This window comes from Stenotrophomonas sp. STEN021 (assembly GCF_056760175.1).
The window spans coordinates 1-13718 of record NZ_JBRREH010000111.1; the positions used below are offsets into that span (position 1 = coordinate 1).

A 13718-nucleotide genomic window follows, 5' to 3' on the forward strand; every position below is an offset into this window, starting at 1 on the left:
CGGCAATCCGTGTTTTAGCGCGGTCTGGTGGGCTGGTTTTTTTTTATATCTTACTGGTTTGGGTTGGGGGTTACGCCGCGAAGCTGGCAATGCTTGAAAGGCTCAAAAGCCAACCCCTCCCCGGCCCTCCCCTCCGCCTTCGGCGCAAGGGAGGGAGCGTAGTGCCGAGCCATGCTCGGCAGGGGCCTCCGCCGGCAGATCATCAACGCCCGGGACTGTAGGAGCGGCGTAAGCCGCGAAGCCAGCACGCCATCAGCAGCAGCAAAGCCCCCCTCCCCAGCCCTCCTCTTGGCCTTGGACCAAAGGGAGGCAGCAAAAAACTGGTCACATTCCGCCCGTACCCACGTCCCTGGTCCTAATGACTTCCGGCGCATTGCCGCAAGCCCTGCCGCAACTGAATGATGCGGTCATCATCCAAGGAGAGGTTCGGTTCCCATGCTGCAGATCCGTGGTCTGTCGAAAACCTACGCCAATGGCGTACACGCACTGAAAAATGTCGATCTCGACATTCCCCGCGGCATGTTCGGCCTGCTTGGCCCCAATGGCGCTGGCAAGTCCTCGCTGATGCGTACCCTGGCCACCCTGCAGGAAGCCGACGCCGGCAGCGCCACCCTGACCACCGCCGATGGCACCAGCATCGACATCCTGCGCAACAAGGACGCGCTGCGCCGCAAGCTCGGCTACCTGCCACAGGACTTCGGCGTCTACCCCAAGGTCAGCGCACTCGACCTGCTCGACCATTTCGCCGTGCTCAAGGGCCTGACCGCGCGCAAGCAGCGCAAGGAAGTGGTTGAAGCCCTGCTGCAACAGGTCAACCTGTGGGACGCGCGCAAGCGCAAACTCGGCACCTATTCCGGCGGCATGCGCCAACGCTTCGGTATCGCCCAGGCCCTGCTCGGCAACCCGCAGCTGGTGATCGTCGATGAGCCCACCGCCGGCCTGGATCCGGAAGAACGCAACCGTTTCCTCAACCTGCTGTCCGAGATCGGCGAGAACGTGGCAGTGATCCTGTCCACCCACATCGTCGAGGACGTCACCGACCTGTGCCCGACCATGGCCATCATGAACAAGGGCGAGGTATTGCTGACCGGGCGTCCCACCGATGCCATCAATGCATTGCAGGCACAGGTGTGGCGCAAGCAGGTCGCCAAGTCAGCATTGCCGGACTATGAAGTCCGCTTCACCGTGCTGTCGACGCGACTGGTTGGCGGCCATCCGGTTATCCATGTATTCGCCGACAACTGCCCTGAAGCAGGCTTCGAACCGGTCGCGCCCGGCCTCGAGGACGTCTACTTCCAGCGCCTGCGCCTGCAGGCGCAGGCCGCCTGACGGAGACGACCATGACCCTCGCTTTCCTGCGCTTCGAGCTGCGCGAGCAGCTGCGTTCCCCCTTGTTGTGGCTGCTTGCCGTTCTATTCGCTTTGATCGCCTTCGGCGCTGCCTCCAGCGACGCCGTCCAGATCGGTGGCGGCATCGGCAACGTGCACCGCAATGCACCGTCGGTGATCGCCACGTTCATGACCTCCTTCACCCTGCTCGGGCTGTTGGTGGTCACCTTGTTCGTCAGCAATGCACTGCTGCGTGACTTCGAACTGGGCACCGCTGAACTAGTGTTCTCCAGCCCGATCAAACGCCGCGATTATTTATTGGGCCGCCTCGGCGCCGCCCTGCTGGCCAGCCTGCTGATGTACGTGATCATCGCGACAGGCCTGTTCATCGCCCAGTTCATGCCCTGGATCGATGCGGCCCGGCTTGGCCCGGTGTCGCTGCAGCCCTACCTGTGGTCGTTCGCGGTCATGGTGCTCCCGAACGTGTTGTTCACCACCGCCCTGTTGGCGCTGCTGGCCGTCACCACCCGCAGCATCCTGTGGGTTTATATCGGCGTCATCGTGTTTTTCGTGCTGTATGGCGTAAGTCGCGCCCTGCTAGCCGACATCGACAACATGCGCATCGCCTCGCTGCTCGATCCACTGGGCATGCGCGCGATGAGCCAGGCAATGCGTTACTGGTCGGCAGAAGAACGCAACACTGGCCTGCCCGCCGTCACCGGCTACCTGTTGGAGAACCGCATGCTGTGGCTGGCGGTTACCGGTGCATTGTTCGCTGCAACCTTCGCTCTGTTCCGCACCGAGCGCAGCGGCACCGGCCGCAAACGGGGCAAGAAAGTGGCCAGCGTCGCCACCACCGACGGCAAGCGCAGCAATGTAGTCGCCCCCAAGGTCACGCCGAGCTTCAACGCAGCAACCGGTTGGCGGCAGCTGCTGCGTCAGGTCGGCTTCGATGCGCTGGGCGTGTTTCGCAGCGCACCGTTCCTGGTATTGCTGGTGCTGGGCATGGCCAACTTCATCCCCACCGCCCTGCATCGGCGCACCATGTACGGTACGCCCAGCTGGCCGGTGACCTCGCAGATGCTGGAGGCGCTGCAGGGCAGCTTCAGCTTCCTGCTGATCATCATCGTGCTGTTCTATGCCGGCGAACTGGTCTGGCGTGAGCGCAGCGCGCGCATTGCCGGTATCAGCGACGCGATGCCGGTGCCGAACTGGGTGCCGCTGCTGGGCAAGTTCCTCACCCTGATCGCGGTGGTGTTTGCGTTCCAGGCCGTCGGTGGGCTCACCGCCATCGCCATCCAGCTGAGCAAGGGCTACACCCAGATCGAGCCACTGCTGTACTTCAAGACACTGGCGCTGGACTCGGTGGTCTACATCCTGATGGGCGGCATGGCCTTGGTGCTGCAGGTACTGAGCAACAACAAATTCATGGGCTATGCCCTGCTGATCCTGTTGCTGATCGGGCAGTCGGTGCTGGGCATGCTCGACTACACCCAGAACCTGTACAACTTCGGCAGCTGGCCGATCGCGCCGTATTCGGACATGAACGGCTACGGCCATTTCCTGAGCGGGCAGCTGGCCTTCCAGGGCTACTGGGCACTGTTCCTGCTGGCCCTGTTGTTGCTGTGCGCAGCCTTGTGGGTGCGCGGCGTGGATTCGGGCTGGCGGCAGCGCCTGCGCCTGGCCAGGCAGCGCCTGCGCGGCCCGCTCGGTGCAGGCCTGGCCGCGGCAGTGCTGGCCTTCATCGCCTGCGGTGGCTGGCTGTACTGGAGCACCAACATCCGCAACGAATTCATTTCACCGGACCAGCAGCTCGATCTCCAGGCCCGCTACGAGCGTGAATACCGCAAGTACAAGGACCTGCCGCAGCCGCGCATCATCGCCATCGACAACAACGTCGACCTGCATCCGGAAACCCAATCCGTGCGCATCGATGGCGTCTACCGCGTGCGCAACACCCATGCGACCGCCATCCCCGATATCCATGTTGTGATGGGCGATGACAAGACCCTGGCCAGCATCGAGATGGGCGGCGCCAAGCTGACCACCCACGATGAGGAACTGGGCTACCGCATCTACCATCTGGATGCACCGATGGCGCCGGGCGAGGAACGCGACATCCGCTTCAGCGTCGACATCCATCCCAACGGCATCACCGCCGACCAGGCACAGACCCAGATCGTCGACAACGGCAGCTTCTTCAACAGCCGCGTTTTACCGGCCTTTGGCTATGACAGCGGCGCGGAGATCAGCGACCGCAACGAGCGCCGCAAGCGTGACCTCGGCGAACCGACGCGCATGCCCAAACTGGAGGATGAAGCCGCACGCGCCAATACCTATATCTCCAACGATTCGGACTGGCTGGATTTCCGCAGCACCGTCTGCACCACGCCGGACCAGATCGCCTTGGCACCGGGTTACCTGCAGAAGGAGTTTGAACGCAATGGCCGTCGCTGCTTCAGCTACGCCATGGACCGGCCGATGCTGAACTTCTACGCCTATCTGTCGGCACGCTGGACGGTGAAGAAGGCCACATACAAGAACATCCCGATCGAGATCTATTACGACGCCAAGCATCCGTACAACGTGGACCGGATGATCGAAGGCGTGCAGAAGTCACTGGCCTACTACGAGGCAAACTTCAGCCCGTACCAGCACAAGCAGGTGCGCATCATCGAGTTCCCGGGCTACCAGTCCTTCGCGCAGAGCTTTGCCAACACCATCCCGTACTCCGAGTCGATCGGTTTCATCGCCGACCTGCGTGACAAGGATGATGTCGACTACGTGTTCTACGTCACCGCGCACGAAGTGGCACATCAATGGTGGGCTCACCAGGTGATAGGTGCCAACGTGCAGGGCGCAACCGTGCTGTCCGAATCGCTGTCGCAGTATTCGGCATTGATGGTGATGGAGAAGGAGTACGGACGCGGCCATATGCGTCAGTTCCTGAAGGATGAGCTGGACAGGTATCTTTCTGGCCGCGGTGGCGAGGATGTCGAAGAACTGCCGCTGTACCGCGTGGAGAACCAGCAGTACATCCACTACCAGAAGGGTTCGCTGGTGTTCTATCGCCTGCGCGAGGAAATGGGCGAGGAAGCACTGAACCGCGCCCTGTCCCGTTTCATCCAGGCCAAGGCGTTCCAGCCGCCGCCGTATACCACCTCGGCCGAACTGCTGCAGTTCATCCGTGCCGAAGCCAAGCCCGAGCAGCAGGGCCTGATCACCGACCTGTTCGAAAAGATCAGCTTCTACGACAACCGCGTGGTCGAGGCCAGTGCGAAGAAGCGCGCCGACGGCCGCTACGACGTGACCCTGCAACTGCACGCCGACAAGCGCTATGCCGACGGCATGGGCAAGGAAACTGCGGGGACGCTGGACGACTGGATCGAGGTTGGCGTGTTTGCCAAGGGTGACTCGGGCAAGGAACGTGATGAGAAAGTGCTGTACCTGCAGCGCCACCACGTCACCGCTGCTGCGCCCAGCATCACTGTCACCGTGGACCAGAAGCCCGACGAGGCCGGTTTCGACCCGTACAACAAGCTGATCGACCGTGTATCGGCCGACAACCGCAAGCGGGTGACGGTGCAGTAAGCAAGATGCGAGCGATGCTCGGTTTGAGCCCCTCTCCCGCCTGCGGGAGAGGGGTTGGGGTGAGGGCAGCTTTTGAAGCACTACCGGGAAAGCCCCCTGCCGAGCATCGCTCGGCACTACATGTCGGAAATCTGCTGCACTGCGGATTCCGTACGGGACCGAATGCGGTTACATTCGGCCCGTAACAGCGCCGCCGGCAGCTGACCAAACCCACCCTGGGAGGGGACACATGCGTACTACTTTCAAAACCCTGTTGCTGGCCCTGCCGCTGCTGGCCGCCGGCTTCTCCGCCAGCGCCAGCGACAGCGCAGCCGGCCGCTGGCGCACCATCGATGACGAAACCGGCAAGGTGAAGTCCATCGTCGAGATCAGCCAGGCCGCCAATGGCACCCTCAGCGGCAAAGTGCTGCAGGTACTGCAGTCCGAGCATGGCCCGCACCCGGTCTGCAACAAATGCGACGGCGCCAACAAGGGCAAGCCGATCGAAGGCATGACCATCCTCTGGAACCTGCGCCCGGACGGCGCCAACAAGTGGGCCAATGGCACCATCCTGGACCCGGCCAAGGGCAAGACCTACAACTCAAAGGTGGCCCTGATTGAGAACGGCCGCAAGCTGGAAGTGTCCGGCTGCGTACTGTTCATCTGCCGCTCGCAGACCTGGCTGCGCGAGCAGTAAGCCGCTTGAAGCCCCTCTCCCTCCGGGAGAGGGGTTGGGGTGAGGGGAAGGCGACAAAGGCGCTATTCGTTCCGTCGGGTCGACTTGGGCCCCGTACCCTCATCCGCCCCTGCGGCGCACCTTCTCCCGCAGGAGAAGGGAATCAGCAGCCCCGGCCTCCCGGGGCTGCTTCTTTTCAGCCATGCGATAATCACCAGTCCCCTGCCGCAAATCATCGCCATGACCCGCAACGCCCTAGTCACCAATGCCCTGCCCTACGCCAACGGCCCGCTGCACCTCGGCCACCTGGTGGGTTACATCCAAGCCGATATCTGGGTGCGTGCGCGGCGAATGATGGGCGAGAAGGTCTGGTACGTCTGCGCCGATGACACCCACGGCACGCCGATCATGCTGGCCGCGGAGAAGGCCGGGGTAAGCCCGGAAACCTTCATCGCCAACATCCAGGCCGGCCATGAACGCGATTTCGCCGCCTTTGGCGTGGACTTCGACCACTACGACTCGACCAACTCGGCCACCAACCGCGAGCTGACCGAAGCCCTGTACGCCAAACTCGACGCCGCCGGCCATATCAGCCGTCGCTCGGTGGCGCAGTTCTATGACCCGGCCAAGGGCATGTTCCTGCCCGACCGCTACATCAAGGGCACCTGCCCGAACTGCAAGTCGCCCGACCAGTACGGCGACAACTGCGAAGTCTGTGGCGCCACCTACGGCCCGACCGACCTGATCGAGCCGAAGTCGGTGGTGTCCGGCGCCACCCCGGAAATGCGCGATTCAGAGCATTACTTCTTCGAGGTCGGACGCTTCCAGGAGTTCCTGCGCGAATGGCTGGCCGGCGACGTGGCCCTGCCCGGCGTCAAGGCAAAGCTGGCCGAGTGGCTGGATGCCGAGGGCGGCCTGCGCGCGTGGGACATCTCGCGTGATGCGCCCTACTTCGGTTTCGAAATCCCCGGCGCACCGGGCAAGTACTTCTACGTGTGGCTGGACGCGCCGATCGGCTACCTGTCCAGCTTCAAGAACCTGTGCGCCAGGACCGGCGACGACTTCAACGCTGTGCTCGCCGCCGACAGCAACACCGAACTGCACCACTTCCTGGGCAAGGACATCGTCAACTTCCATGGTCTGTTCTGGCCAGCGGTGCTGAAAGGCAGCGGCCTGCGCACGCCGACCAAGCTGCACGTCAACGGCTACCTGACCGTGGACGGTGCCAAGATGAGCAAGTCGCGCGGCACCTTCATCATGGCCCGCACCTATCTGGATGCCGGTCTGGCCCCGGAGGCGCTGCGCTATTACTTCGCCGCCAAGTCCTCCGGCGGCGTCGACGATCTCGATCTGAACCTGAGCGACTTCACCGCCCGTGTGAACGCCGACCTGGTCGGCAAGTTCGTCAACCTGGCCAGCCGCTGCGCCGGCTTCATCGCCAAGCGCTTCGACGGCAAGCTGGCCGACGCGCTGCCGGACCAGGCCCAGTACGACCGCTTCATCGCTGCGCTGGCGCCGATCCGTGAGGCCTACGAGCGCAACGACGCGGCCGCCGCCATCCGCCTGACCATGGCGCTGGCCGACGAAGCCAACAAGTACATCGATGACACCAAGCCGTGGGTGATTGCCAAGCAGGAAGGCGCCGACGCAGAACTGCAGGCGGTCTGCACACAGGGCCTGAACCTGTTCCGCGTGCTGGTCACCGCCCTCAAGCCGGTGCTGCCGGCCACGGCACTGCAGGCCGAGAGCTTCCTCAACGCCCCGGTCCACGGCTGGGACGACATCAGCACCCCGCTGACCGCACACAGCATCGCCGCCTACGTGGCGCTGTTCACCCGTATCGACCCAAAGATGATTGACGCAATGACCGACGCCTCCAAGGACACCCTCACCGCCCAGCCCGCCGCCGAGGCCAAGCCGGCCAAGGCCGAAAAGCCCGCCAAGGTCGAGGTAAAGGCCGAAGCGAAGGCCGAAGGTGAAGCTTCCGCGTACATCGGCATCGACGATTTCGCCAAGCTCGACCTGCGCATCGGCAAGGTGCTGGAGTGTGGCTTCGTCGAAGGCTCGGACAAGCTGCTGCGCTTCCTGCTGGATGCCGGCGACCTCGGCCAGCGGCAGATCTTCTCCGGCATCCGCGGCAGCTACGCCGAGCCGGAAGCGCTGGTCGGCCGCAACGTCGTCTTCATCGCCAACCTTGCCCCGCGCAAGATGCGCTTCGGCCTGAGCGAAGGCATGATCCTGTCGGCCGGTTTCGACGGCGGCGCACTGGCGCTGCTGGATGCCGATGACGGCGCATTGCCGGGCATGCCGGTTCGCTGAAGGCAGCGGGTGCGCCCCCGGTCGCACCCTTCCCGAACCGAGTGGACCATGCAACTCGCCCTCTTCGACTTCGACCACACCATCACCGTCTGTGACACCTACAGCCGGTTCCTGCGTCGCGTGGCCACGCCGGAGCAGCGCGCGCAGGGTTGGTGGCGGGTAGGGCCGTGGGTGCTGGCCTACCGGCTGAAGCTGATCTCCGCCGAGCGCGTGCGTCGTCGTGTCACCGCCCAGGTCTTCACCGGCCGCCATGCCGGTGAAGTCAGCCAGATGGCACGCGACTATGCGCGCGAGCACCTGCCCAGCATGGTCCGGCCGGAGATGCTGGAGCAGATCCAGTGGCACAAGGCGCAAGGCCATACCGTGGCGGTCGTGTCCGGCTCGCTCGATCTGTACCTGCAACACTGGTGCGAACAGATGGGCCTGCAGATGATCTGCAACCGGCTCGAAGTGCAGGACAATCGCCTAACCGGCCGTTACGCCGAAGGCGACTGCGGCGCACGCAAGGTGGCCCTGATCCGCAAACGTTTCGATCTGAGCATCTACCAGCGTATCCATGCCTACGGCGACAGCAGCGAAGACAAGCCCATGCTGGCGCTGGCGCACGAGCGCTGGTATCGCGGCAAATGCCTGACCTGAGCTTCTTCTCCTCCTGCAGAGAGGTTGTGGCGAGGGCACGCACCAGGACTTTTGAATGATCACCGAACCCTCATCCAACGCTGCGCGCCATCTTCTCCCGCAGGGAGAAGCAAGGGCTGCGCTGGTCGAACGTCTCGATCGCTTGCTGCCGCAGACCCAGTGTGGGCAATGCGGTTATGACGGCTGCCGCCCGTATGCCGAAGCCATGGCCGCTGGCGAGGCGGGTATCGATCACTGCCCGCCTGGTGGCGATGCGGGCGCGCGCGCTCTGGCCCACGTCCTAGGTGTAACTGCCCTGCCCTACGACCACAGCCGTGGCGAACACAAACCCGCGCAGGTCGCGGTGATCATCGAGGCCGACTGCATCGGCTGCACCAAATGCATCCAAGCCTGCCCGGTGGACGCCATCGTCGGCGGTGCCAAATACATGCACACCGTGCTGGCTGACCTGTGCACCGGCTGCGAGCTGTGCATACCGCCCTGCCCGGTGGATTGCATCGAGCTGCAGGCTGTCCAGAACCCCGGTTTTGTGGGAGCGGCGTAAGCCGCGAAGCTCGTGGAAACCCTGCTGGCGAAGATCCCCATCACGGCATCAAACCGAAAGAGCGCAGCTGTTCCAGATCATGTTGAACGCTGCAATCCGAACAGCACCGGCTTCGCGGCTGACGCCGTTCCTACAAACCAGCGAAATCTTGCGGCCTCAATACTCGTCATCCTCGCCTTTCGGCGGCAGTGGCGGCACGGTGTACTGGTGCCCGTGCGCACGACAATCCGCTATCAAGGCCTCCGCATCCGCGCGCACTATCGCGCGTGTGCCCAGCGGATAGCGGTCGTCCTCGACCAGATCCGTGCGCAGGTCGGTAACCGGTGAGAACGAGGCCGATACCGCATAACGCTCTTCCGAGGTTGCCAGCGCATCACCGCCCCACCAGCGGATCAACCATTGCGCGTTGTCCCAGATCAGCACCGTTTCCAGCGTGCCGCCGGCGAGCTGGTAGCCAACCGCGCAGAAGCGGTTGGGGACGCTGCGGTCACCATGGCGCCGTACCGTGTTGCGCAGTTCCGCCTCGATCAGCTTGAACTGCGGGTACTCCAAGGGCTCGATGCGCTGCACCGGCACGTGCGCATAGATCAGCTTCGACAGCGGTGCCTGTGCTGCGACCGGCACGGACGCGCCCGCGCCCGCGCCTGCGAGGGCAAAACACAGCGCGAACAACAGACAGCTTTTCATTTCTTTCCCTTGCCTCCCTGCAAAGACATCACCAGCCTCAAGGCTGGATCTGCCCGAGCGCCATCGCACCCGGGCCAGACCAGCGATAGCGATGCAGTCCGCTTACGGCACAGCCGCGGTGATCACGATCTCGATCTTCCATTCCGGATTGGCCAGCTTGGCCTGCACGGTGGCGCGCGACGGGGTTTCGCCCTGCGGCACCCACTTGTCCCAGGCTTGGTTCATACCGGCGAAATCAGCCAGGTCAGCCAGGAAAATCTCGGCGCGCAGAATCTTGGTCTTGTCGGTCGGGGCCAGGCGCAGCAGATCGTCGATGGCCTGCAGCACCTGCTCGGTCTGGCCCACGATATCGGCGCTGGTATCTTCCGGCACCTGACCGGCCAGGTAGGCCACGCCGTTGTGGATGGTCATTTCCGACATGCGCGGGCCGGTATCGAAGCGCTGGATCATTGAGGTGACTCCGTGTTGTGGGTGTGCCTGCCATTGTGAGGGCAAGTGGAAGTTTCAGGCGTTTCTTTGCGTGAATGCCGCCATGCCACCAACGCCACCAACAGCAGCCAGCCCACCACTGCGGCAATCACCAGCTTCTGCCCCAGACCGCGCGGACTGCCACGCCACAGCACATGCAGCCACAGTCCAGCGAAGGCCAGCCACGCCCATACCCACGCCAGCCGATACAAGCTGCGCCAGCGCGCATCCTGGCCGAAGCACCAGGCCTGCAGCAGCATCGCCACAGTCACGCACAGGAAGGCGGTCTGTGCTGCCAGACCATGCAGCACCGGCGCAAACAGCGGCGCGTACTGCGGCAGCCAGCTGTCGCCGATTGCCACTGCAGCCAGGCCCAGCCCGGCCGTCGCAAACAATCCCGCCGGCAGGCCGCGCCGCGCGCGCCCGCGTGCCTGCCTGTACAACAGCCACCCCAACACGGCGATGGCCAATGCCAGCAGGCAATAGGCGCTGCGCAGCAACCCGCCATATGGGCCATGCAGGTACAGGCTCAGGGTGGCACGCACCCAGTCCAGATCGTCACGGGCAAACTGCAGGCTGATGGCCACGACCGAAAACACCAGCAGTGCAGCGATCACCGTCAGTGCCAATCCCGCCAATGGCCGTGCCTGCGCCTGAGAATTGTCCGCCATACCTGCTCCATCGCCTCCACGCCGGCAAGTCTAGCGGCCCTGCCGTCTGAAGGCGGCGCAAATCCCCGGTCACGCGCATGCAGCCATCATCACGCACTGACGCTAGTCTTGTGTACCCGCGCTACACCAGCGCCCAGCCCCAATGACCTCCCGCATGACTGCGTCGTCCGCGACTTCGGAATCGTCCGCGCCTGGTTGGCGCCGTATTGCTGCCATCTTCGTCACCTTGGCCATCATGGCCATGGCCTTGCATGCCTTGGCTGGCGAGTTCAGCGACCACGGCTACCACCAGATCCGCAGCGCAATCCGCGGACTGTCGTGGTCTCAGCTGGGCGTGGCAACACTGCTGGGCATGGCCAGCTACGCCTGCCTGATCGGCTTTGACGCAATCGGCCTGCGCCGCGCCAAACACCCGCTTCCGGCTGCACGCATTGGCATCACCGCGTTCCTGGCCCATGCCGCTGGGCAAACACTGGGTTTTGCCGCGCTGACGGGGGGTGCCATCCGTGTGCGCAGCTACGGCCAGGCAGGTTTGAGCCTGGTCGAAATCGGCCAGGTGGTGCTGATGAGCACCCTGGGCTTCGTATTCGGCGCTTGGCTGCTGCTTGGCCTGGCCTTGCTGCTGGAACCAGGTGCTGCTGCCTTGGCATTGCCAATTTCCGCCACTGCCGTGCATGCGCTCGGCATCGCCATGCTGGTTGGTTTCGCCGCGATGCTGGTGCTGGTTGGCCGCGATGGCCGCAGCGTCGGCTGGGGCGAACACCGCATGTGGATTCCTGACCGGCGCACGGTAGTGGAGGTCACCGCGCTGAGCGTTGTCGAGCTGGGCTTGGCATCGGCCGCGTTCTACGTGCTGCTGCCTGCACAGGCCGAGGTCAGCTTCATGGGCTTCGTCGGCCTGTACCTGGTCGCGGTGGTGGCCGGCCTGGTGTCGACCGTACCGGCCGGGCTGGGCGTGTTCGAATGGAGCCTGCTCAAGCTGCTGCCGCAGGTGGCGCCCGCGGCCATCCTTGCTGCTGCCGTGGCCTATCGCGTCACCTACTACCTGCTGCCGCTGTTCCTGTCCGCGCTGCTGGCCGCGCTGGCCAGCGTGCGGCGTCCGCTGCGCAGCGGTGCTGGCACGGCCTGGTCGGTGATCCGACCATGGTTGCCGCAACTGATCGCGCTGGCGGTGTTCGCCGCAGGTGCGCTGCTGCTGATCGACGGCACCCTCCCGGTGCCGCATCGGCGGGTACTGCCAGCGCCGCTGCCCATCGTCGAAACCTCGCACCTGCTTGGCAGCCTGGGCGGCGTGTTGTTGCTGTTGATCGGCCAAGGCCTGCAACGGCGCAGCCACGCAGCCTGGATGCTGGCACTGGCCCTGTGTGTCGCCCTGCCGCTGCCGGCCTGGCTGCGTGGTGGCCACCTGACCGTGGCACTCACCTTGCCGCTGGTGGCAGTGGCGCTGTGGGCGGCGCGGCGCGAGTTCTACCGCGAAGGCGCCCTGCTGGACGAGGCCTGGTCATGGCCGTGGCTGCGCAATGTGGCCTTGGTGCTGGTGGCGACGGTTTGGCTGCTGTTCTTCGTCTACAGCCATGTCGAGTACCAGAATGAACTGTGGTGGCAGTTCGCGACTTCCGGCAACGCACCGCGCGCCTTGCGCGCCCTGCTGCTGGTTTGCATTGCGTTGGTGGTGTTTGGCCTGGCGCGGCTGCTGCACAGCACCCGCAACCCCCTGCCGCTGCCCGACTCTGCAACGTTGGAGCAGCTGCGGCCGGTATTGGCCTTGGCCCAGGACACCCAGGCCTGCCTGGCTATGACCGGCGACAAGGCGATCCTGCGCAGCGAGGCCGGCGATGGCTTTGTGATGCTGCAGCGCTATGGCGGCTCGCTGGTATCGATGGGCGACCCGGTCGGGCCACCGCAGGCGGCCGCCGCCCTGATCTGGAAATTCCGCGAAGAAGCCGACCGGCTTGGCCTGCGCCCGGTGTTCTACCAGACCAGCGACAAGTACTGGCAGCACTATCTGGATCTGGGCCTGACCCTGGTCAAGCTGGGTGAGGAAGCCATGGTGCCACTGCAGGATTTCAGCCTGGCCGGCAGCGAGCGCGCGGATCTGCGCCAGGCATGGAACAAGGGCAAGCGCGGCGGGCTGAGCTTCAGGCTGGCCGATGCCAGTGAGGTGCCAGCCTTGCTGGGCGAGCTGGCGGAAATCTCCGAGGCATGGCTGGATGAAAAGGCCGGCGAAGAGAAGGGCTTCTCGCTGGGCAGCTTCGAGCCTGACTATCTGAGCCGCTTCCCGGTGGCCCTGGTCGAGGCGGAAGGGCGCATCGTCGCCTTTGCCAATATCTGGCAGGCACCGGCCGGCCATGAATTGTCGGTGGACCTGATGCGGCACCGGCCGGATGCGCCCAAGGGCACGATGGATTTCCTGTTCATCGAGCTGTTCCTGTGGGGAGCAGCCAATGGCTATACCCGTTTCTCGCTGGGCATGGCGCCACTGACTGGTCTGGCCCAGCATCGCCTGGCCGGCCGCTGGAACCGTTTTGCCAATCTGGTCGCGCGGCACGGCGAGCGCTTCTATGGTTTCAGCGGGCTACGCCGCTTCAAATCCAAGTTCGCCCCGGAGTGGCGGCCGCGTTATCTGGCCGCGCCCGGTGGTGTGCATCTACCAGCTGCATTGCTGGATGTGACCCGGTTGATCTCGCTGGATCCGAGCAGAAAATAAGCCTGTTGGTTTGTGGGGGCCGGGGGGGGGGGGGCCGGGCCCGCGGGCGGGGGGGGGTGGGGGTAGGGGGGGCGCGGGGGGGCCGCCCCCCCCCCCCCCCACCACGACC

The 13718-nt window shown here is 64.5% G+C and carries 10 protein-coding genes; 7 read left to right on the plus strand and 3 right to left on the minus strand.

Annotated features, from left to right (window positions below; all coding sequences use genetic code 11):
• Positions 1-435: 435 nt before the first annotated feature.
• The 6 genes from ACVOL0_RS18560 (at position 436) to rnfB (ending at position 9076) form a co-directional block, all read left to right on the plus strand.
• Entirely contained in the window at positions 436-1329 is an 894-nt protein-coding gene (locus ACVOL0_RS18560; RefSeq protein ID WP_481550332.1) for an ABC transporter ATP-binding protein, read from the plus strand.
• 11 nt (positions 1330-1340) lie between these two features.
• Positions 1341-4919 carry an ABC transporter permease/M1 family aminopeptidase gene (locus ACVOL0_RS18565; RefSeq protein ID WP_481550333.1) on the plus strand — a complete coding sequence of 1193 codons (3579 nt, stop codon included), beginning with the start codon at positions 1341-1343 and terminating at the stop codon, positions 4917-4919.
• Positions 4920-5148: 229 nt separating this feature from the next.
• Positions 5149-5595, plus strand: a complete 447-nt coding sequence (locus ACVOL0_RS18570; protein WP_481530942.1) for a DUF2147 domain-containing protein — start codon at positions 5149-5151, stop codon at positions 5593-5595.
• A gap of 219 nt (positions 5596-5814) precedes the next feature.
• Complete coding sequence (gene metG / locus ACVOL0_RS18575) at positions 5815-7893, plus strand: methionine--tRNA ligase (protein WP_481550334.1); 2079 nt, start codon at positions 5815-5817, stop codon at positions 7891-7893.
• Between the two features lie 48 nt (positions 7894-7941).
• Complete coding sequence (locus ACVOL0_RS18580) at positions 7942-8532, plus strand: HAD family hydrolase (RefSeq protein WP_481550335.1); 591 nt, start codon at positions 7942-7944, stop codon at positions 8530-8532.
• 55 nt (positions 8533-8587) lie between these two features.
• The gene (rnfB, locus tag ACVOL0_RS18585) at positions 8588-9076 is read left to right on the plus strand and encodes an Rnf electron transport complex subunit RnfB (protein ID WP_481550336.1); all 489 of its coding nucleotides are present in this window, start codon (positions 8588-8590) and stop codon (positions 9074-9076) included.
• A 156-nt stretch (positions 9077-9232) separates the two neighbouring features.
• Here the strand turns inward: rnfB and ACVOL0_RS18590 are convergent, their stop codons facing one another.
• The 3 genes from ACVOL0_RS18590 to ACVOL0_RS18600 form a co-directional block, all read right to left on the minus strand.
• On the minus strand, positions 9233-9763 hold the full coding sequence (locus tag ACVOL0_RS18590; protein ID WP_481550337.1) for a hypothetical protein: 531 nt from the start codon (positions 9761-9763) through the stop codon (positions 9233-9235).
• Positions 9764-9865: 102 nt separating this feature from the next.
• Positions 9866-10213 (minus strand): RidA family protein, encoded by a 348-nt coding sequence (locus ACVOL0_RS18595; protein WP_481550338.1) that lies wholly within the window; start codon positions 10211-10213, stop codon positions 9866-9868.
• Positions 10210-10902, minus strand: a complete 693-nt coding sequence (locus ACVOL0_RS18600) for a DUF998 domain-containing protein (RefSeq protein ID WP_481550339.1) — start codon at positions 10900-10902, stop codon at positions 10210-10212. Before ACVOL0_RS18600 ends, ACVOL0_RS18595 begins: the two co-directional genes overlap by 4 nt.
• Before the next feature lie 154 nt (positions 10903-11056).
• On the opposite strand from ACVOL0_RS18600, the gene mprF reads away from it, so the two are divergent.
• On the plus strand, positions 11057-13609 hold the full coding sequence (mprF, locus tag ACVOL0_RS18605; protein WP_481550340.1) for a bifunctional lysylphosphatidylglycerol flippase/synthetase MprF: 2553 nt from the start codon (positions 11057-11059) through the stop codon (positions 13607-13609).
• Positions 13610-13718: the final 109 nt, after the last annotated feature.

Coding starts and splice junctions, on each gene's coding strand:
- ACVOL0_RS18590 (WP_481550337.1), bottom strand. CDS start 9,763: ATGAAAAGCTGTCTGTTGTTCGCGCTGTGTTTTGCCCTCGCAGGCGCG.
- rnfB (WP_481550336.1), top strand. CDS start 8,588: ATGATCACCGAACCCTCATCCAACGCTGCGCGCCATCTTCTCCCGCAG.
- metG (WP_481550334.1), top strand. CDS start 5,815: ATGACCCGCAACGCCCTAGTCACCAATGCCCTGCCCTACGCCAACGGC.
- ACVOL0_RS18600 (WP_481550339.1), bottom strand. CDS start 10,902: ATGGCGGACAATTCTCAGGCGCAGGCACGGCCATTGGCGGGATTGGCA.
- mprF (WP_481550340.1), top strand. CDS start 11,057: ATGACTGCGTCGTCCGCGACTTCGGAATCGTCCGCGCCTGGTTGGCGC.
- ACVOL0_RS18565 (WP_481550333.1), top strand. CDS start 1,341: ATGACCCTCGCTTTCCTGCGCTTCGAGCTGCGCGAGCAGCTGCGTTCC.
- ACVOL0_RS18595 (WP_481550338.1), bottom strand. CDS start 10,213: ATGATCCAGCGCTTCGATACCGGCCCGCGCATGTCGGAAATGACCATC.
- ACVOL0_RS18570 (WP_481530942.1), top strand. CDS start 5,149: ATGCGTACTACTTTCAAAACCCTGTTGCTGGCCCTGCCGCTGCTGGCC.
- ACVOL0_RS18580 (WP_481550335.1), top strand. CDS start 7,942: ATGCAACTCGCCCTCTTCGACTTCGACCACACCATCACCGTCTGTGAC.
- ACVOL0_RS18560 (WP_481550332.1), top strand. CDS start 436: ATGCTGCAGATCCGTGGTCTGTCGAAAACCTACGCCAATGGCGTACAC.